Annotated in this window: 19 protein-coding genes and 1 tRNA gene; 12 read left to right on the top strand and 8 right to left on the bottom strand. The window is 69.2% G+C overall.

The genetic code is table 11. The features are described from left to right. Positions 1-60: 60 nt before the first annotated feature. On the bottom strand, positions 61-624 hold the full coding sequence (locus LPB142_RS06115) for a 5-formyltetrahydrofolate cyclo-ligase (RefSeq protein WP_068767411.1): 564 nt from the start codon (positions 622-624) through the stop codon (positions 61-63). Then, positions 621-2,006 (bottom strand): magnesium transporter, encoded by a 1,386-nt coding sequence (gene mgtE / locus LPB142_RS06110; RefSeq protein ID WP_068767412.1) that lies wholly within the window; start codon positions 2,004-2,006, stop codon positions 621-623. Before mgtE ends, LPB142_RS06115 begins: the two co-directional genes overlap by 4 nt. 261 nt (positions 2,007-2,267) lie before the next feature. On the opposite strand from mgtE, the gene guaD reads away from it, so the two are divergent. Next, positions 2,268-3,548 (top strand): guanine deaminase, encoded by a 1,281-nt coding sequence (guaD, locus tag LPB142_RS06105; RefSeq protein ID WP_071165825.1) that lies wholly within the window; start codon positions 2,268-2,270, stop codon positions 3,546-3,548. Here guaD and LPB142_RS06100 read toward each other — a convergent pair whose 3' ends face one another. The 3 genes from LPB142_RS06100 to LPB142_RS06090 all read right to left on the bottom strand — a co-directional run bounded on the left by LPB142_RS06100 (position 3,549) and on the right by LPB142_RS06090 (position 6,222). After that, positions 3,549-4,886, bottom strand: a complete 1,338-nt coding sequence (locus LPB142_RS06100; protein WP_071167150.1) for an 8-oxoguanine deaminase — start codon at positions 4,884-4,886, stop codon at positions 3,549-3,551. Positions 4,887-4,941: 55 nt separating this feature from the next. Beyond that, positions 4,942-5,763 (bottom strand): inositol monophosphatase family protein, encoded by an 822-nt coding sequence (locus LPB142_RS06095; RefSeq protein ID WP_068767414.1) that lies wholly within the window; start codon positions 5,761-5,763, stop codon positions 4,942-4,944. Positions 5,764-5,856: 93 nt separating this feature from the next. Beyond that, on the bottom strand, positions 5,857-6,222 hold the full coding sequence (locus tag LPB142_RS06090) for a helix-turn-helix domain-containing protein (protein ID WP_068767415.1): 366 nt from the start codon (positions 6,220-6,222) through the stop codon (positions 5,857-5,859). 396 nt (positions 6,223-6,618) lie between these two features. On the opposite strand from LPB142_RS06090, the gene LPB142_RS06085 reads away from it, so the two are divergent. Next, positions 6,619-7,578, top strand: a complete 960-nt coding sequence (locus LPB142_RS06085) for an NADPH:quinone oxidoreductase family protein (protein WP_071165824.1) — start codon at positions 6,619-6,621, stop codon at positions 7,576-7,578. Between the two features lie 105 nt (positions 7,579-7,683). Beyond that, positions 7,684-8,439, top strand: coding sequence for a Bax inhibitor-1/YccA family protein (locus LPB142_RS06080; RefSeq protein ID WP_068767417.1), 756 nt, complete (start codon positions 7,684-7,686; stop codon positions 8,437-8,439). Between the two features lie 57 nt (positions 8,440-8,496). On the opposite strand, the gene LPB142_RS06075 is transcribed toward LPB142_RS06080, so the two are convergent. From LPB142_RS06075 to LPB142_RS06065, 3 genes are all read right to left on the bottom strand, one after another. After that, the gene (locus tag LPB142_RS06075) at positions 8,497-9,498 is read right to left on the bottom strand and encodes a type I glyceraldehyde-3-phosphate dehydrogenase (protein WP_071165823.1); all 1,002 of its coding nucleotides are present in this window, start codon (positions 9,496-9,498) and stop codon (positions 8,497-8,499) included. 92 nt (positions 9,499-9,590) lie between these two features. Beyond that, positions 9,591-9,667: transfer RNA gene (locus tag LPB142_RS06070), tRNA-Arg, on the bottom strand. 50 nt (positions 9,668-9,717) lie between these two features. After that, entirely contained in the window at positions 9,718-10,176 is a 459-nt protein-coding gene (locus LPB142_RS06065) for a GNAT family N-acetyltransferase (protein ID WP_068767419.1), read from the bottom strand. 245 nt (positions 10,177-10,421) lie between these two features. Between LPB142_RS06065 and LPB142_RS06060 the strand changes: the two genes are divergently transcribed. From LPB142_RS06060 to LPB142_RS06020, 9 genes are all read left to right on the top strand, one after another. Then, positions 10,422-10,772: a hypothetical protein gene (locus tag LPB142_RS06060; RefSeq protein WP_068767420.1), complete on the top strand. Its 351-nt coding sequence runs from the start codon at positions 10,422-10,424 to the stop codon at positions 10,770-10,772. Positions 10,773-10,865: 93 nt separating this feature from the next. Then, entirely contained in the window at positions 10,866-11,960 is a 1,095-nt protein-coding gene (locus tag LPB142_RS06055) for an ABC transporter substrate-binding protein (RefSeq protein ID WP_071165822.1), read from the top strand. After that, the gene (locus tag LPB142_RS06050; protein WP_083392608.1) at positions 11,957-13,051 is read left to right on the top strand and encodes a FecCD family ABC transporter permease; all 1,095 of its coding nucleotides are present in this window, start codon (positions 11,957-11,959) and stop codon (positions 13,049-13,051) included. Before LPB142_RS06055 ends, LPB142_RS06050 begins: the two co-directional genes overlap by 4 nt. Next, on the top strand, positions 13,041-13,799 hold the full coding sequence (locus tag LPB142_RS06045; protein WP_071165821.1) for an ABC transporter ATP-binding protein: 759 nt from the start codon (positions 13,041-13,043) through the stop codon (positions 13,797-13,799). The genes LPB142_RS06050 and LPB142_RS06045 overlap by 11 nt, the downstream gene beginning before the upstream one ends. Continuing rightward, positions 13,796-14,185 (top strand): DUF2946 family protein, encoded by a 390-nt coding sequence (locus LPB142_RS06040; RefSeq protein ID WP_071165820.1) that lies wholly within the window; start codon positions 13,796-13,798, stop codon positions 14,183-14,185. Before LPB142_RS06045 ends, LPB142_RS06040 begins: the two co-directional genes overlap by 4 nt. A 62-nt stretch (positions 14,186-14,247) precedes the next feature. Next, complete coding sequence (locus LPB142_RS06035) at positions 14,248-14,886, top strand: nitrous oxide reductase accessory protein NosL (protein WP_071165819.1); 639 nt, start codon at positions 14,248-14,250, stop codon at positions 14,884-14,886. A gap of 51 nt (positions 14,887-14,937) precedes the next feature. Further along, a complete protein-coding gene (locus LPB142_RS06030; protein ID WP_083392607.1) occupies positions 14,938-15,489 on the top strand; it encodes a nitrous oxide reductase accessory protein NosL in 552 nt (183 codons plus the stop codon). Next, entirely contained in the window at positions 15,486-15,836 is a 351-nt protein-coding gene (locus LPB142_RS06025) for a hypothetical protein (RefSeq protein ID WP_071165818.1), read from the top strand. The genes LPB142_RS06030 and LPB142_RS06025 overlap by 4 nt, the downstream gene beginning before the upstream one ends. After that, complete coding sequence (locus LPB142_RS06020) at positions 15,833-16,975, top strand: ABC transporter permease (RefSeq protein ID WP_071165817.1); 1,143 nt, start codon at positions 15,833-15,835, stop codon at positions 16,973-16,975. The genes LPB142_RS06025 and LPB142_RS06020 overlap by 4 nt, the downstream gene beginning before the upstream one ends. The last annotated feature ends 9 nt before the right edge of the window (positions 16,976-16,984 follow it).

The following is a 16,984-nucleotide window of genomic DNA, read 5'->3' as shown; positions in this document are numbered from 1 at the left end:
TGAAGATCAAACCCGGGGCGCGCAGGGTGCGGGCCCCGCGCGCGCCTGTGTCAACCGGGCTCAGGGCGTCAGGCGGATCTCGCCGGCCTCGGTGATGATCCTGTCGAGCGGCTGATCGGTCGGCTCGACGGGCACCTCCTCGAGCTCCTGCGCGGCAAAGGCAAAGCCGATCGCGGTGACCGGGCCGCGCGCGCGCAGCCCCTCCAGCGTGCGGTCGTAAAAGCCGCCGCCATAGCCGAGCCGATAGCCGCGCGCATCAAAGGCGACGAGCGGCACGATCAGCACGCGCGGGAAGATCTCCTCGCCCTCGGCCGGGATCAGGGTCTGGAAATCGCCCGGGATCAGCGGCGTCTCCGGCGTCCAGCGGCGGAAGATCAGCGGCCGCGCGGGGCCAAGCACCACCGGCACCCCGACCGGGCCGAAATGGCGCGCCATGGCGGGCAGCGGGTCGATCTCGCTGCGCAGCGGCAGATAGCCCGCGACGGGCTGGCCCGCGAAGGGCTCGAGCGCCTCGGAGAGCCGCAGGCAGGCCGCCTCGCCTTGGCCCCGCGCATGCGCCACCTTGCGCGCAGCCAGCGCGGCCTTTCGGGCGAACGCTTTGATTTCGGTCAGATTTTCACTCATAGCAGCACCGCGGTTGCGAGCCCGAGAAAGGCGAAAAAGCCGACGACATCGGTCATCGTGGTGACGAAAGTGCCCGAGGCGAGCGCCGGGTCGGCGCCGAGTTTTTCCAGCACGAGCGGCACCGCGATGCCGGCGACGGCGGCGATGAAGAGGTTGATGACCATCGCCGCCGCGATCACGAGGCCCAGCGCCGGCGTGCCGAACCAGACCCAGGCGACCGCGCCGAGGCAGAGCGCGAAGACCGCGCCATTGGTCAGCCCGACGAGCGCCTCACGGCGGATCACCCGCCAGACGTTGCTTTGCGTCAGGTTCTTGGTGGCGAGCGCGCGGACCGCGACGGTGAGCGTCTGGGTGCCGGCGTTGCCGCCCATCGAGGCGACGATCGGCATCAGGACGGCCAGCGCGACGATCTGGCCGATGGTGCCCTCGAAGAGCTTGATCACCGAGGAGGCGAGCACCGCGGTGAGCATGTTGATGCCAAGCCAGGGCAGGCGTTGGCGGACGGTTTCGAGCACGCTGTCGGTGATCGAGCTCTCATCGCCGACGCCGGCGAGGCGCAGGATGTCTTCCTCGTGTTCCTCGTCGAGCACGGCCATCGCATCGTCGATGGTGATCACGCCGACGAGGCGGTCATGGTCGTCGACGACGGGGGCCGAGATCAGGTGATACTGGTTGAAAGCATAGGCGACATCGGCCTCTTCCTGCCAGGCGGAGATGGTGCGGAAGCTGTCCTCGGTGATCTCGGTGAGCGCCATGTCGCGCTTCGAGGCGAGCAATTTGCCGAGCGTGACATAGCCGATCGGGTGGTGGCCCGGGTCGACGAGGATGACGTGGTAGAACTGATCGGGGAGCTCATCCTCGCGGCGCAGGAAATCGATCGTCTCGCCGACGCTCCAATGTTCGGGCGCGGTGACGACCTCGCGCTGCATCAGGCGGCCGGCGGAATATTCGGGATAGGTCAGCGATTGCTCGACCGCGGCACGGTCGGTCTCGTCGAGCGCCTCGAGGATCGCCTCCTGCTGGGGCTCCTCGAGGTCTTCGATCAGGTCGACGACATCATCGGAATCAAGCTCGCGCACGGCCTCGGCGAGGACATCCTTCGGCAGCGCCTCGATGACCTCCTCGCGGATGGATTCGTCGATCTCGGTGAGCACCTCGCCGTCGATCTCGCGGCCCCAAAGGCGCAAGATGTCGCGCCGCTCGGCGGGGGAAACCTGTTCGAGAAGGTCGGCGATATCGGCGGCGTGGAGTGGCTCGAGGAGCGCGGCGAGGCGCTCGGCCTCGCCACTGTCGGCGGCGTCGGTGATCCGGTCGACGAGATCGCCGTCGAGCCGATAATCCTCTTCTTCGCGCTCATGCTCGTCCGAGCGTTCTTCCGCCATGCGACCCCCTGTTTTGGCGCACCTTACCGAAGCCCGCCGCCGGGCGACAGGGGGCGGGGGGAGAAAAACGCGGCCCGGGCGCCGGGTGGGCAGGACAGAATTTGCGTATTTGGACCAAGAAGAAGGGAAACTCGCGCAGGCCTGCCGTTTCTTCTTGGCTCAAATACGCAAGCACGGGCGGGGCTCGCGGGCGGCGGGGCAAGAGCGCTTGCCCCCGACGGGTGCGCGGGCCTAGGCTGGGGCGAACCGAAGGGGGGCGCGATGGTCGATCTGCTGCTGGGACAGGTGTTGAGTTTCGAGGGCGATCCGCTGCGCGAAGGGGCGGCGGCGGCGCGGCATGAGGCGTGCGGCGCGGTGGCGGTGGCCGAGGGGCGGATCGTGGCGGTCGGCGCGGCGGCGGATCTGCGCGCGGCCTATCCGGCGGCGCGGCTGCATGATTACGGGCAGGCGCTGATCTCGGCGGGGTTCATCGACGCGCATGTGCATTACCCGCAGACCGCAATCATCGCGAGCTGGGGAAAGCGGCTGATCGACTGGCTGGAGAGTTACACCTTCCCCGAGGAGATGCGCTTTGCCGACCCGGCCTATGCGGCGGCGGTGGCGGAGCGCTATTTCGACCTGGCGCTTGCGCATGGCACGACGGCGATGTGCAGCTATTGCACGATCCATCCCGAGAGCGTCGAGGCGTTTTTTGGCGCCGCCGAGGCGCGGGGGATGCGGGCCTTTGGCGGCAAGACCTGCATGGACCGCAACGCGCCCGAGGGGCTGCGCGACACGCCGGCCACGGCCTATGACCAATCGGCGGCGCTTTTGGCGCGCTGGCATGGGCGGGGGCGGCTCTCCTATGTGATCACGCCGCGATTTTCGCCGACCTCGAGCCCCGAGCAGCTCGAGGCGCTTGGCGCGCTCTGGGCCGCGCACCCGGACTGTCTGATGCAGACCCATCTGAGCGAGCAGACCGACGAGATCGCCTGGGTGAAGGGGCTGTTCCCGCAGGCGCGCGATTATCTCGACACTTATGAGGCCTTCGGGCTCTTGGGCGCAAACGGGCTTTACGGCCATGCGATCCATCTCGAGCCGCGCGAGATCGACCGGCTGGCGGAGGTGGGCGCGGCGGTGGTGCATTGCCCGACCTCGAACACATTCATCGGCTCGGGGCTTTTTGACATGGCGGGGGTGGCGGCGCGGATGCGGGTCGGGCTCGCGACCGATACGGGGGGCGGCTCGAGCTTCTCGATGCTGCGCACGATGGCCGCGGCCTATGAGATCGCGCAGCTGCGCCACATGCCCCTTCACCCCGCGCAGCTATGGTGGCTCGCCACCGGGGCCTCGGCGCAAGCCCTTGGGGTTGCGGATAAAATCGGCAATCTGGCGGCGGGGATGGAGGCCGATCTGATCGTGGTGGATCTCGCCTCGACGCCGGCGATCGCGCAGCGGGCGGCGCGCGCCGAGGGGTTCTGGGAGGCGCTCTTCCCGACGATCATGATGGGCGATGACCGGGCGATCACCAGCGTCTGGGTCGGCGGGCAGAAGCGGCGCTGATCACGCCGCGAGCCGCCGCGCGAGGCGGGTCTGATGCGCGATGGTGCGCCCGAGGTCGATCGTGGTGAGCGCGCCGTCGCGCACCACCTGGCGGCCCTCGACGAAGAGATGTTTGACCCGGGTCATGCCGCACAGCACCAGCGCCGCGACCGGATCCCAGGCGCCGGCGGCCTCGAGGCCCGAGACATCCCACAGCGCGAGATCGGCGCGCTTGCCCGGCGCGATCTGGCCAAGCTCGGGGCGGCCCAGAACCCGCGCGCCGCCCAAGGTTGCGATCTCGAGCGCCTCGCGCGCGCTCATCGCATCGGCGCCGTTTTGCACCCGCTGCAAGAGCATCGCCTGACGCGCCTCGGCAATCAGCGCGCCCGCGTCATTGCTGGCCGATCCATCGACCCCAAGCGCCACTTTCACCCCCGCATCGCGCATCGCCCGCACCGGCGCGATCCCGGAACCAAGACGACAATTCGAACAGGGACAATGGGCAACCCCGGTGCCCGTGCGGGCAAAAACTTCAATTTCCGAACAATCGAGTTTCACACAATGCGCATGCCAGACATCCGCGCCAGTCCAGCCGAGATCCTCGGCATATTGGCCGGGGCGGCAGCCGAACTGCGCCTCGGAATAGGCGATATCCTCGTCGTTTTCGGCCAGATGGGTGTGCAGCATGACGCCCTTGTCGCGGGCAAGCAGCGCCGCATCGCGCATCAGCTCGCGCGAAACCGAAAACGGCGAACAGGGCGCCACGCAGACGCGGACCATCGCGCCCTCATGCGGGTCGTGGAAGGCGTCGATCACCCGGATGCAATCCTCGAGAATCGCGGCCTCGCGCTCGACCAGCGCATCGGGGGGCAGCCCACCCGCGCTCTCGCCGATCGACATGGCGCCGCGGGTCGGGTGGAAGCGCAGGCCGATCTCGGTGGCCGCGTCGATCGTATCCTCGAGACGGGCGCCGTTGGGATACATGTAGAGATGGTCCGAGCTCATCGTGCAGCCCGAAAGCGCGAGCTCGGCCAGCCCGGCGAGCGCCGAGACGCGGATTTCCTCCGGGCCCATCTTCGCCCAGATCGGATAAAGCGTCTTCAGCCAGCCGAAAAGGAGCGCATCCTGCCCGCCCGGCACCGCCCGCGTCAGCGTCTGATAGAGATGGTGATGGGTGTTCACGAGCCCCGGCGTCACCACGCAACCGCGCGCTTCGACCACCTCACCTTCGGTCCGCAACCCCTTGCCGAGGCTGACAATTTCTCCGCCCCGCAGGAGCACGTCAGCGCCCGCAAGCTCGCGCCGCGCGGCATCCATGGTGACCACGACCCCCGCACCCCGGATCAGAATCTCGCGCATCCCCTCGCCTTTCATCTTGCCCCAAATATCCCGGGGTCCGGGGCAGCGCCCCGGCCTAGCCCGCCAAAATCGCCATCGCCGCCGCGTGGGTCTCGGCATTCGCCGCCGCGAGCACCCGCCCGCCGCGCCAGGCCGGCCCGCCGGCCCAATCGGTGACGATCCCGCCCGCCGCCTCGATCACCGCGATCGGGCCGCCGACATCATAGGGCTGCAGCCCGGCCTCGACGACAAGGTCGATCTGCCCCGCCGCGATCAGCGCATAGGCATAGCAATCGGTGCCGTAGCGGGTCAGGCGCGCCGCGCGGGAAAGCCGCGCAAAGGCCGCGCCCTCTTCGGGGGTGCCAACCTCGGGGAAGGTGGAATAGAGCACCGCCTCGGCCAGGGGCCGCGCCGCGCGCGTGCGCAGCCGCCGCTCCCCCAGCGGCCCGCGCGACCAGGCCGCGCCAAAGCCGCCAAAGAAGCGCTCGCCGATATAGGGCTGGTCGATCAGGCCCATCAGCGGGCGGCCCGGGCCATCCTCGAGCTCTTCGGAGAGCGCGATCAGCACCCCCCAGGTCGGCGTGCCGGACATGTAGCCACGGGTTCCGTCGATCGGGTCGAGCACCCAGGTCAGGCCGGAAGAGCCTGATTTCACGCCATATTCCTCGCCATAGATGCCATCCTCGGGGCGCTCGCGGGCGAGGATCTCGCGCATCGCGGCCTCGGCGGCGCGGTCGGCGGCGGTAACCGGGTCAAAGCCGCCCGCGAGCTTGTTCTGCGCCGCGATCCCGCCCTCGGGGCGGAAGGCGGCGAGGGTTTCGCGCCGCGCGGCCTCGGCCAGCGCCTGCGCCACCTCGGCCAGATGGGCCCGTTCCGCCTCGCTCAAAATCCCCGCCATGCTCGCCCCCTGCGCCGAAATGCAACAAGGGAGCGGTAGCCGCCCCCTTGCCCATGGTCAAGTTTTCCAAAGCCCCGCGGGGCTTTTGGCCGCTCAGGCCGCGTCGGAGAGCACTTTCGCAAGCTCGAAGAGCCGGCGGCGCTGCGCTTCCGGGATCGCATAATAGGAGCGCACGAGCGCCAGCGCCTCCTTGTCGGCGAGGATATCGCCGGTGATCTCGCGCATCGGCGCCTCGGCCTCGCCCGCGAGCCCCTCGAAGAAGAACGAGATCGGCACGTCGAGCGCGTCGGCGATATCCCACAGACGCGAGGCGGAGACGCGGTTCATGCCGGTCTCGTATTTCTGGATCTGCTGGAACTTGATGCCAACCTTGTCGGCCAGTTGCTGCTGCGTCATGCCGATCAGCCAACGCCGATGACGGATGCGTTTGCCCACGTGGACATCGACAGGATGTTTCATGTAATCGCCCTCAAACCACCAGGTTCTGATTGGTAACACGCGCTTAATTGGAACTTCCGTTGCAAATCGTTAAACCTGTCTAAAAAGACAGGTGCCAGAATAGCCCCAAGCGAGCAATCGGAGCAAATTTCCGACCAATCGGGGGCGTTCCCCCTGTGCGGGACTCTTTGGCGGGGCGCTCGCGCGCGGCGTGTTTTGCATTTTGCAATGCAATTTGCGGCTTCCGCTACGTCACGGCACCCAGCTTGCAACGGCGATTGATTCGCCTTTACGTCAACTTCCCCCCCGGGTTTGCCGTCACGGCGCGGCCGCGGGCTCTGGTCTGCGCGGGGCGCAGGCACTATCCTGCCCGGCGGGCCCCGCCCAACCTTCACAGCCCTGACGACCGGAAAGACCATGCGCGCCTATCAGATCGCCTCGCCTGCCACCGCCCCTGCCCTTGTCGATCTGCCGCTCGGCCCGCCCGGCCCGGGCGAGGTGCAGGTCGAGATCGCGGCCTGCGGGCTCAATTTCGCCGATCTTCTGATGATCGAGGGCAAGTATCAGGACACGCCCGCGGCGCCGTTCGTGATGGGGATGGAGCTCGCCGGGCGGGTCACGGCGGCGGGGCCGGGCACGCGGCTCAGCCCGGGCGCGCGGGTGGCGGTGTTTTCCGGGCAGGGCGGGCTCGCCGAGGCGGGAAATTTCGCCGAAACCCGCTGCACGGAGATGCCCGCGGGGATGAGTTACGCGCAGGCCGCGGCGTTTCAGATCGCTTATGGCACCTCGCATCTGGCGCTCGAGGCGCGCGGGCGGCTGGCGCCGGGCGAGACCTTGGTTGTGCTCGGCGCGGCGGGGGGTGTGGGGCTGACCGCGGTCGAGATCGGCGCGCGGATGGGGGCGCGGGTGATCGCTTGCGCGCGCGGCGAGGAGAAGCTCGCGATCGCGCGGGCGGCGGGGGCGGATCTCGTGATCGACAGCGAGACGGCGGATCTGAAGGGCGCGCTGAAGGCGGCGGGGGGCGTCGATGTGGTCTATGACGCGATCGGCGGCGCGGCGGGCGAGGCGGCCTTCGCCGCGCTCAAACCGGGCGGGCGGTTCTTGGTGATCGGCTTTGCCTCGGGCGCGCAGCCGGCGTTGAAGCTCAACCATGCGCTGGTGAAAAACCTCGAGATTCACGGGCTTTACTGGGGCGGCTATCTGAAGCTCGATGCGGGGCTTCTGACCGGTTCGATGGCGCGGCTCTTCGCGATGTTTGCCGAGGGCGGTTTGCGGCCGCATATCTCGGCCGAGCTGCCGCTGGCGCGGGTCGAGGAGGCGCTGGCGATGCTGCGCGACCGCCGTTCGACCGGCAAGGTCGTGGTCACGATGCGGTGAGGCGCGAAAACCGCCCGCGCGCGTCTTGAAATGGCGCGTGGGGCTTCCAATATCGAAGCCAAACCCGCGTTCAGGGCGCGGGAGAGCGACATTACGGAGGGAAGTATGGCCGATTTCAACACGATGCGCAGCACGGATGCCGCGCGCGCGAGCTATATCGACGAGGGCCTGCGCGCCCATATGAACAAGGTTTACGGGCTGATGGCCGGCGGCATGGCGATCACCGGCGTCGTCGCCTGGCTCTTTGCCGCGATGTCGGCGACGGTCGATGCCTCGGGGCAGATGCAGCTCACGCAATTCGGCGCGGCGATCTATACCTCGCCGCTGAAATGGGTGCTGATGTTCGCGCCGCTGGTGGTGGTCTTCGCCTTCTCGGCGACGCTGCACAAGATGCAGACCTCGACCGCGCAGATGGTGTTCTGGGCCTATGCGGCGCTGATGGGGGCATCGCTCTCGTCGATCTTCCTCGTCTATACCGGGGTGTCGATCGCGACGACCTTCCTCGTGACCGCGATCGCCTTCGCGGGGCTGTCGCTTTACGGCTACACGACCAAGCGCAACCTGACCGCCTTCGGCTCGTTCCTGATGATGGGCGTGATCGGGCTTGTGGTCGCCTCGATCGTGAACATCTTCCTCGCCAGCTCGGCGCTGCAATTCGCGATCTCGGTGATCGGGGTGCTGCTGTTTGCCGGTCTGACCGCCTATGACACGCAAAACATCAAGAACACCTACCTGCAGATGGTGAACTCGGACCGCGATTTCCTCGGCAAGGCCGCGATCCTCGGCGCGCTGCAGCTCTATCTCGACTTCATCAACCTGTTCATGTTCTTGCTGCAATTCTTGGGCGACCGCCGCGAGTGAGCGGCTTGACAGGATGCCACGGAAAGCCCCGCTCGCGCGGGGCTTTTTCGTTTGAGATCAAAGCTCTGCGAGGCGCTCGGCGATATCGAGCATGCGGTTCGAGAAGCCCCATTCGTTGTCATACCAGCCAAAGACACGCAACAGCCCGCCCTCGGTCACGCGGGTTTCGGGCAGCGCCATGACCACGCTTTCGCGCCGCGCGCGCAGGTCGGTGGAGACGAGCGCGGCCTCGGTCGCGCCGATCACGCCGCCCTCGGCCGCGAGGCGGGCAAAGAGCGCGTTCACCGCCGCCGGGGTGGCCGGGCGGGTGGTCATCACCGCGAGATCGACGGCGGAGACCGAGGCGGTGGGCACGCGCACGGCCTGCGCGATCAGCCGGCCAGCGAGATGGGGCAGCACGCCGTCGAGCAGCCGGCCCGCCGAGGTGGTGGTCGGCACCATCGAGAGGGCGGCCGCGCGCGAGCGGGCGAAATCGGCGGCGGGCGCGTCCACGGTGGGCTGCGAGCCGGTGTAGCAATGGATCGTGGTCATCGAGCCGGTGACGATGCCGAATTCGGCGTCCAGCGCGGCGGCGAGGGGGGCGAGTGCGTTGGTGGTGCAGCTCGCATTCGAGACGATGCGTTGGGCGCCCAGCCCGGCGTCATTGGCGCCGAGCACGACGGTGAAATCGGCCGCGCGCGAGGGGCCGGAGATCAGCACCCGCCCGGCCCCGCCCGCCAGCCCCTGCCCCGCGATCGTGGCATCATCGGCGCGCCCGGTGCATTCGAAGACGACATCGACATTGGAGAGATCGAGGCAGCTCAGATCCGCCACGCGGTGCAGCGCGATCGCCAGACCATCGATCACCAGCGCCCCGGGCGCGCGCGCGACCGAGCCCCGCCAGGGCCCGAAGACGCTATCATATTCAAAGAGATAGGCGCACATCTCGGGGGTGGCGATATCGTTGATGCCGACCACTTCGAGGAGCGGCCAGCGCGCGCCGCCGCGGGCGCGTTCAAGCATCAGCGCGCGCAGGACCGAGCGCCCGATCCGGCCGAAGCCATTGATGAAAATCCGCATGACGATCTCCGCAGCTCTCCCCGGCCCTACTTAGGACGCGGCGCGGGCGCCGGAAAGGCCGCGATTGATATGGATACAATCGCGGGCGCAACTGGCGATCCCGGGAGGGCTCGAACCCCCAACCCGCTGCTTAGAAGGCAGCTGCTCTATCCAGTTGAGCTACGGGACCGCACCGCGCCCTTATGGCGCAAAGCGGCGGGTTCTTGCAAGCCGGGGCGGTCAGATCGCGCGCGTCAGATAGACCGACATCGGGTCGAGGCTGTAGCCCTCGAAGGGCGGGCATTCGGTGAAGCCGGCGGCGAGATAGAGCGCGCGGGCGGGCGCGAAGGAGGGCTGCGATCCGGTCTCGAGGCTCAGCCGCGCAAAGCCGAGGCTGCGCGCTTCGGTGATCAGATGGCCGAGCATCATCCGCGCCAGCCCGCGCCCGCGGGTCTCTTCGAGGATATGCATGGATTTGATCTCGGCATGATCCGCCGCGAGGCGTTTGAGCGCGCCCATGCCGAGCGCGCGGCCCTCCTCGCGCAGCACGAAGAAGGTGATGCCGGGGGCGGCGAGCGCTTCGGGCGGCAGCATGTGGATCGATTCGGGCGGCGTGTCGGCATGCATCGCGGCATGGTGGCGGGCGTGCAGATGGGCGAGGTTTTCCTGAACGGGATGTTCGCGGGTGATGGTGAGCATGATGTCCTCCGATTGGGGCCAGTGTTGCGCCGGCGCGCGCCGGAGGGAAGGGGGAATGCGCGGCAAGGCGGCGGATGCGCGGCGACCGGCTCTGCGACGGGGCGCCGCGCTTGAGCGAAATCAAGTCGCGCGGCACCGGGGATCTGCTATCTGGGGGTATGGCCTGGCTTCTTCGCCCCTTCTCTGCCCTGCGCCCGAGTGGCGCGCCCCCCTCTCGGGGAGCGGTTTGGGCGGCTGCGGCTCGGGTGGTGCTGCTGGTCGCGCTGATCGCGTCGGGCGTTGTGCCACAGGGGATGATGCGCGTTGCGGGCGCGGAGGGGGCGCGGCTGGTGCTGTGCACGGGCGAGGGCCCGCGCGAGATCTGGATGGCGGCGGATGGCTCGGTTTCGGACGAAGCGCCGCTGCCGAGCACGAATCACGAGGTCTCGAGCTGTCTGGCGGTGTCGCTGTCGCTCGCCGGGCTCGAGATGCCCGCGCTGCCCGATTTCCGCCCCGCCGAGCGCGCGCCCGAGCCGGTGTTGCCTGCGCGCGGGCTCGCGCCGATGCGCGCGCCCGACCCCGCGCATGGCGCCCGGGCGCCGCCACGCTTCGTCTGATCTGAGCGGGCGCGCGCGCCGCGCCTTCCCCAGACCATCGCCCGCACCCCCGGAGCACGGCTCCGCCGGGCGGTATGCGAGACGGAGATTTGCATGAAATTCGCGAAGATGACGGCGCTTGTGGCGCTGATGATGACGACTGCGCCGGCTCTGGCCGAGATCACGGTGACCGATCTCGACGGGCGGCAGGTGACGCTCGAGGCTGTGCCGGAGCGGGTGGCGCTCGGCTTTTACTACGAGGATTACCTCGCGGTGACCGGGGCCGAGGGGGCCGGCAAGATCGTGGCGCTGTCGCGGGCGCCTTGGGCGGAGTGGCGGCCGGCGCAATGGGCGGCCTATGTGGCGCGGTTCCCCGCGCTCGCGGGGGCGGTCGATTTTGGCTCGACCGATGACGGGTCTTTCTCGGCCGAGGCGCTGATCGCGGCGCAGCCCGATGTTGCGCTCCTGGCGAGCTGGCAGACCGAGGCGCTCGGCGCGCCCGGGGTGGCGGCGATCGAGGCGGCGGGGATCAAGGTGATCGCGCTCGATTACAACGCGCAGACGCTCGAGCGGCATGTGCTCTCGACGCAGGTTCTGGGCGCGGTGATGGGGCAGCCCGAGCGCGCCGAGGCGCTGGCGCAGATGTATCGCGCCAAGACCGAGGACACGCTCGCGCGGGTGGCCAAGGCCGGGCCCTCGCACAAGAAGATCTATGTCGAGCTGGCGCAGAAGGGCCCGGGCGAGATCGGCAATTCCTATGGCAAGGGCATGTGGGCGGGGGTGATCGAGCTCGTCGGCGGCGACAATATCGCACGCGGGCAGATCGAGAACTGGGGCCCGCTCGCGGCGGAATATGTGCTGGCCGAGCGGCCGGATGTGATCTTGCTGGCGGGGTCGGAGTGGCTCAACAAGCCGGAGGCGGTGATCCTCGGTTTTGGCGCCGATCAGGGCGCGGCGCGGGCGAAGATGGCGGCCTATACGGGGCGGCCGGGCTGGGCCGATCTACCGGCGGTGCAGTCGGGTGAGGTCTGGGGCGTCTATCATGGCGGCAACCGCACGCTGTCGGATTTCGTCTATGCGCGGGCGATCGCGAAGGCGCTCTATCCGGCGGAATTTGCCGATGTCGACCCGGGGGCGGAGCTGGCGGAGTTTTACCGGGCCTGGATGCCGATCGCGGCGGACGGGCTGTTCGTGACGCGGCTGCAATGAGCGCGGGGTCGCAGATCGGCTGCGGCACCGGCGCGGGGGCGTGCGTGCGCGCGCCCTCGGCTGCGGCGCGGCGGGCGACGATCTTTGCCGCGGCGGGGCTTGCGCTGGCGGGGCTCGTGGCGGCGGATCTGCTGACCGGGCCTTCGGGGCTCTCGGCGGGCGCGCTTTGGGAGGCGCTGCGGGCGGGCCCGGCGGGCGAGAACCGGGCGGCGGCGGCGATCCTTTATCAGATCCGGCTGCCGCAGGTGGCGATGGCGCTGATCGTCGGGGGGGCGCTCGGGCTTGCGGGGCTGGTGATGCAGACGCTGCTCGCCAACCCGCTCGCCTCGCCCTTCACGCTCGGGTTTTCGGCGGCGGCGGGCTTTGGCGCGGCGCTGGCGATCATGTTCGGGGGGGCGATCTCGGCCGCGCTCGGGCTCACGCTCGCGCCGCATCTGCTCACGCCGCTCTTTGCCTTTGCCGCGACGCTCGGTGCCACGGCGCTCGTCTGGGGGCTGGCGCAGGTGCGCGGCGCGCGGCCCGAGATCCTCGTGCTCGTCGGCATCGCGGTCTTGTTCTTTTTCCAATCGCTGCAATCGCTGTTGCAGTTTCTGGCAGCACCCGAGGTGCTTCAGCAGATCGTTTTCTGGCTCTTCGGCTCGCTTGCGCGGGCGAGCTGGCCGGGGGTCTGGGTCGCGGGGGGGATCGTTGCGCTCTGCCTGCCGCTACTGGCGCGCGAGGCCTGGGCGCTCACCGCGCTGCGGCTTGGCGAGGCGAATGCGGCGAGCCTCGGGCTCGAGACCGAGGCGCTGCGCCGGCGGCTCTTTCTGATCACCGCGGCGCTGACCGCGGCGGCGGTGAGTTTCACCGGCACGATCGGCTTTGTCGGGCTGATTGCGCCCCATGTCGCGCGCGCGCTCGTGGGCGAGGATCATCGCTTCGCGCTGCCGATGGCGGCGATCGGGGGGGCGGTCATTCTGGTCAGCGCCTCGGTCGCGGCGAAGCTGATCTCGCAGGGCGCGGCGATCCCGGTGGGGCTGGTTACGGCGATCGCGGGGATCCCGATGCTGATCGCGGTGATCTTGGGGCAGAAGGGGCGGTATGATGTTTGAGATCCGCTCGCCTGCGCTTTACCGCGGCCGCGCCGAGATCGTGGGGGGGGCGGAATTTTCCTTGCGCGGCGGGGTGTTGACGGCGCTTGTCGGGCCCAATGGCGCGGGCAAATCGACGCTGTTGCGGGCGCTGGCGGGGCTCGCGCGCGAGCGCGCGACGATCCGCGCGCGGGGCGGCGCGGTGCTCGGCGCGGCGCGGATCGGGTTCTTGCCGCAGGGGTTCGAGGTGGGGGCGGCGCTCACGGTGCGCGATTGTGTGCTGCTTGGGCGACGCGAGGCGCTCGGGCTGCGGGTGGCGCCGGGGCTTCTGGCGGAGGCCGAGGCGCTGCTCGCGCGGCTCGGGCTCGGCGCGCTCGCCGATCGGCCGATGTCGGCGCTCTCGGGCGGGCAACAGCAGCGCGTGCTGATCGCGCAGCGGCTGTTCCGCGCGCCCGCGGTCTTGCTGCTCGATGAGCCGACCTCGGCGCTCGATCTGCACCATCAGCTCGCCACGCTCGAGATTTTGCGCGACTATGCACAGGAAACCGGCGCGGCGGTGCTCTGCGCGCTCCATGATCTGAGCCTTGCCGCGCGGTTTTGCGCCGAGGCGCTGGTGCTCAGCGGCGGGCGGCTGAGCGCCCCCTGCCCGCCCGAGGCGGCGCTCGGCGAGGCGGTGTTGCGCGACCATTGGCGGATCGCACCGGAGTTCTTGCGCGCGCGCGATGCGGGCCTTGTGGTGGTGCCCCATGGGCTGGAGGCGCGGCCATGAGCGCGCGCGGCCATGTCTTTGCGCTTCTGGCGATGGCGTTCGAGATCTTGCTCGGCGTCGATCATCTGGGCGCGCGGGCTGTGGCCGAGGCCGGGCGCGGGCCGGGGCGCGGGCTCTTGGAGATCTGCACCGGCGCGGGGGTGATCTGGGTCACGCCCGATGGCCGGCCGGCCGGCCCGGGCCAGGCGGGCGCGGGCCATGCGCCCTGCCCGGTCTGTGCGAGCGTGGCGGTGGGCGCGCTCGATGCGCCGCCCGCGGGCGCGGTTTGGGCCGCGCCGATCCGCGCGGAGTTCCCCCTCGCCTTGGCCCCGCCCGCCGCGCCGCGCGCGCCCTGGCGCGCCGCCCCGAGCCCTGGGTTGATCCGCGCGCCCCCGGGGGCGGCGTGATCCGAGAGCCCACAGTGACCAGATTTCGGGGCCAGAGAGCGCCCCAACCAAAGGACAAGACAATGAAACGTCGTGATTTTCTTCTCACCTCCTCGACCGGCCTCGTGATGGCCGCCACCGCCGCCTCGGCGCAAAGCACGATGCCGGGCATGCCCGCCGCGGGCGGCGCCGCGCCGATGACGCCCTGGGATTGGACCGATCAGAACGGGCTGGCGCGGTTTCTGAAGGTCGATGCGGCGCCGCTCGAGAACGAGTTCGAGAAATACCCCCGCTGCCCCTATTGCGGGATGATGCGCAAGGCCTTCAGCCAATCGCGCCATCTGATCGTTTATGGCGATGACGCGGTTGACGGCACCTGCTCGATCCATTGCGCGGCGATCAGCCTCTCGATCAACATGGATCGCGGGCCGAAGGTGATCTACGCGGGCGATGCGGGGGCGGAGGGCGAGGTCAAGCCGCTCGCCGACAGCGCGGAGATGACCTATGTGATCGACCCGGGCAAGCCGGGCACGATGACGGATGTCTCGAAATTCGCCTATGCCGATGCCGAGGCGGCGAAGGCGGCGGCGGGGCCGGACGCGAAGCTCGTGGGCTTCGAGGAGGCGCTGGTGCTCGCTTATGCCGATATGGCCAAGGACACGCTCGCGATCCGCGCGCGGCGCGCCGAGAAGCGCGCCAAGGCGAAAGCGGCGGCGCAATGACAGGCGGGGGGCGGGCCCCGGCCTGCCCCCCCTCTTTTTCAGGAGGCGATGATGTGCAAGATTTCTCGGCCGGCTTCGCGGCGGCAGGTTCTCGGCGGGCTTTTGGGCTCGGCGGCGGTGTTCGGTCTGGCGCCGCGCGGCGCGCGGGCGGGGGCGGCGGCGGTCGATCTGCCAGCCCCCGGGCCGCGCGATATCTGCCCGGTCTGCGGGATGTTTGTCGCGAAATACCCCGATTGGATCGCGACGATCCTGTTTGCCGATGGCCATGCCGAGCATTTCGACGGCGCGAAGGATTTCTTCAAATATCTCAATGATATGCCGAAATATGCCCAGGGCCGCAGCGCCGATCAGATCACGACGATGGGGGTGACGGATTACTATGGCGTGACGCGGGTGGCGGCGGGTGAGGCGCTTTATGCGGCGGGCTCGGATGTGCTCGGGCCGATGGGGCATGAGCTGGTGCCGCTCGCCGATGCGGCGGATGCGGCAGAGTTCATGGCCGATCATCAGGGCCGGCGGCTGATGCGGTTTGACGAGGTGACGGGCGCGGTTCTGGCGACGCTCGATGCGGGCGATCTCGACGCGCTCGGGGCCGCGCCATGAGCGCGCGCCGCCCCACGACGCCGGTTTTCGCGGCTTTCGGGCTGTTGCTGGCGCTGGCCGGGGGGGCGGCGGTGCATGCCGCGGCGCGCGCCCCCGCCGAGGCCGCGCGGATCGCCGCTTCGGCGGCACTGGTGCGCGATCTGGGGCTCACCGATCTGGCGCTTTTCACCGAGGCGCGTTTCACCCGCCACCCCGCGCTGGCCGATCTCGCGACCGCTTTCATGGATGCGCCCGCCGCGCTCGACCATTTTCCCTCGGGGAGCCTGATGCCCGCCCCCGAGCCCGGGCAGATCGGCCAATACGGCCAGAGCGCGCTCGGGGTTTCAGCTCAGGAGATTGCCCGATGAAACACTGGCTGCGCCGCCAGCGCGCGCTGGCCGATTACACGCTCGCCGCCGCCGCCCGCCGCAAGGGCAAGAATATCGCGCTGGTCGCGGTGTTTTCGGTGGTGGTCTTCGCGGTGGCTTCGGCGATGTTCTTCGCCGCCGCGCTGCGCACGGAAGCGCGCGCGGTTCTCGCCGCGGCGCCGGAGATGATCGTGCAAAAGCTCACCCTCGGCCGGCAGGAGATGATCGAGACCGAGGCGATCGAGGCCTTGCGCGCGATCCGCGGCGTGGCGGGCGCCGAGGGGCGGCTTTGGGGCTATTTCTACGACCGGATCAATGGCGCGAATTACACGATCATGGTGGCGCCGGCGGGCGAAGCGGCGCCCGCGCCGGGCCATGTGCGGATCGGCGAGGCGATCCCGAAGGCGCGCGGCTTTACCTATGCGACGGCGCCGCTGTTTCTCTCGCGCCACCCGGGAGATTTGCAGAAATTCGTGGTGGATCAGACCTTTGGGAGCGAGTCCGCGCTGGTCAGCGCCGATCTCGTGGTGATGAACGAGGCCGATTTCCGCGCCTTTTTCGCGCTGCCGGCGGGGAAGTTCACCGATATTGCGGTGCGGGTGCGCAATGAGCGCGAGATCGGCACGATCGTCGAGAAGGCCGCGCGGGTTCTGCCCGAGGCGCGCTTTGTCACCCGCGCCGAGATCGGGCGGACCTATGAGAAGCTGTTCTCCTGGCGCGAGGGGATTTTGACCGCGCTTGCCGGGGCGGCGATGCTGGCATTCGCGATTTTCGCGGCCGAAAAGGCCTCGGGGCTCTCGGCGGAGGAGGCGCGCGAGATCGGGATCTTGAAAGCGATCGGCTGGGATACGCGCGATGTGATCGCGATGAAACTCTGGGAGGGGGCGCTGATTTCGGGGGGGGCGTTCCTGATCGGCACGCTCGCGGCCTATGGGCATGTGTTCCTTGCCGGGGGCACGCTCTTTGCGCCGGTGTTGAAGGGTTGGGCGGTGCTCTACCCCGATTTCCCGCTCACCCCGGCGATTGATGCCTTGCAGCTCACCACGCTCGGGCTCTTGACGGTGGTGCCTTATACGGCGGCGGTTCTGGTGCCGATCTGGCGGGTGGCCTCGGCCGACCCGGACCGGGTCATGCGCTGAGGAGGGCGG

Source organism: Rhodobacter xanthinilyticus, from assembly GCF_001856665.1.
Classification (GTDB): Bacteria; Pseudomonadota; Alphaproteobacteria; order Rhodobacterales; family Rhodobacteraceae; genus Rhodobacter; species Rhodobacter xanthinilyticus.
The sequence above is the reverse complement of the archived record's forward strand: the minus strand, read 5'-3'. Positions and strand labels throughout refer to the sequence as shown.

Excerpts from the sequence above, each read along its gene's own strand:
- LPB142_RS06040 (WP_071165820.1), top strand. The coding sequence starts at position 13,796 with ATGAGCGCGCGCGGCCATGTCTTTGCGCTTCTGGCGATGGCGTTCGAG.
- LPB142_RS06085 (WP_071165824.1), top strand. The coding sequence starts at position 6,619 with ATGCGCGCCTATCAGATCGCCTCGCCTGCCACCGCCCCTGCCCTTGTC.
- LPB142_RS06100 (WP_071167150.1), bottom strand. The coding sequence starts at position 4,886 with ATGCGCGAGATTCTGATCCGGGGTGCGGGGGTCGTGGTCACCATGGAT.
- LPB142_RS06030 (WP_083392607.1), top strand. The coding sequence starts at position 14,938 with ATGTGCAAGATTTCTCGGCCGGCTTCGCGGCGGCAGGTTCTCGGCGGG.
- LPB142_RS06055 (WP_071165822.1), top strand. The coding sequence starts at position 10,866 with ATGAAATTCGCGAAGATGACGGCGCTTGTGGCGCTGATGATGACGACT.
- guaD (WP_071165825.1), top strand. The coding sequence starts at position 2,268 with ATGGTCGATCTGCTGCTGGGACAGGTGTTGAGTTTCGAGGGCGATCCG.
- LPB142_RS06075 (WP_071165823.1), bottom strand. The coding sequence starts at position 9,498 with ATGCGGATTTTCATCAATGGCTTCGGCCGGATCGGGCGCTCGGTCCTG.
- LPB142_RS06020 (WP_071165817.1), top strand. The coding sequence starts at position 15,833 with ATGAAACACTGGCTGCGCCGCCAGCGCGCGCTGGCCGATTACACGCTC.
- LPB142_RS06090 (WP_068767415.1), bottom strand. The coding sequence starts at position 6,222 with ATGAAACATCCTGTCGATGTCCACGTGGGCAAACGCATCCGTCATCGG.
- LPB142_RS06080 (WP_068767417.1), top strand. The coding sequence starts at position 7,684 with ATGGCCGATTTCAACACGATGCGCAGCACGGATGCCGCGCGCGCGAGC.
- LPB142_RS06115 (WP_068767411.1), bottom strand. The coding sequence starts at position 624 with ATGAGTGAAAATCTGACCGAAATCAAAGCGTTCGCCCGAAAGGCCGCG.
- LPB142_RS06095 (WP_068767414.1), bottom strand. The coding sequence starts at position 5,763 with ATGGCGGGGATTTTGAGCGAGGCGGAACGGGCCCATCTGGCCGAGGTG.
- LPB142_RS06025 (WP_071165818.1), top strand. The coding sequence starts at position 15,486 with ATGAGCGCGCGCCGCCCCACGACGCCGGTTTTCGCGGCTTTCGGGCTG.
- LPB142_RS06045 (WP_071165821.1), top strand. The coding sequence starts at position 13,041 with ATGATGTTTGAGATCCGCTCGCCTGCGCTTTACCGCGGCCGCGCCGAG.
- LPB142_RS06065 (WP_068767419.1), bottom strand. The coding sequence starts at position 10,176 with ATGCTCACCATCACCCGCGAACATCCCGTTCAGGAAAACCTCGCCCAT.
- LPB142_RS06035 (WP_071165819.1), top strand. The coding sequence starts at position 14,248 with ATGAAACGTCGTGATTTTCTTCTCACCTCCTCGACCGGCCTCGTGATG.
- mgtE (WP_068767412.1), bottom strand. The coding sequence starts at position 2,006 with ATGGCGGAAGAACGCTCGGACGAGCATGAGCGCGAAGAAGAGGATTAT.
- LPB142_RS06050 (WP_083392608.1), top strand. The coding sequence starts at position 11,957 with ATGAGCGCGGGGTCGCAGATCGGCTGCGGCACCGGCGCGGGGGCGTGC.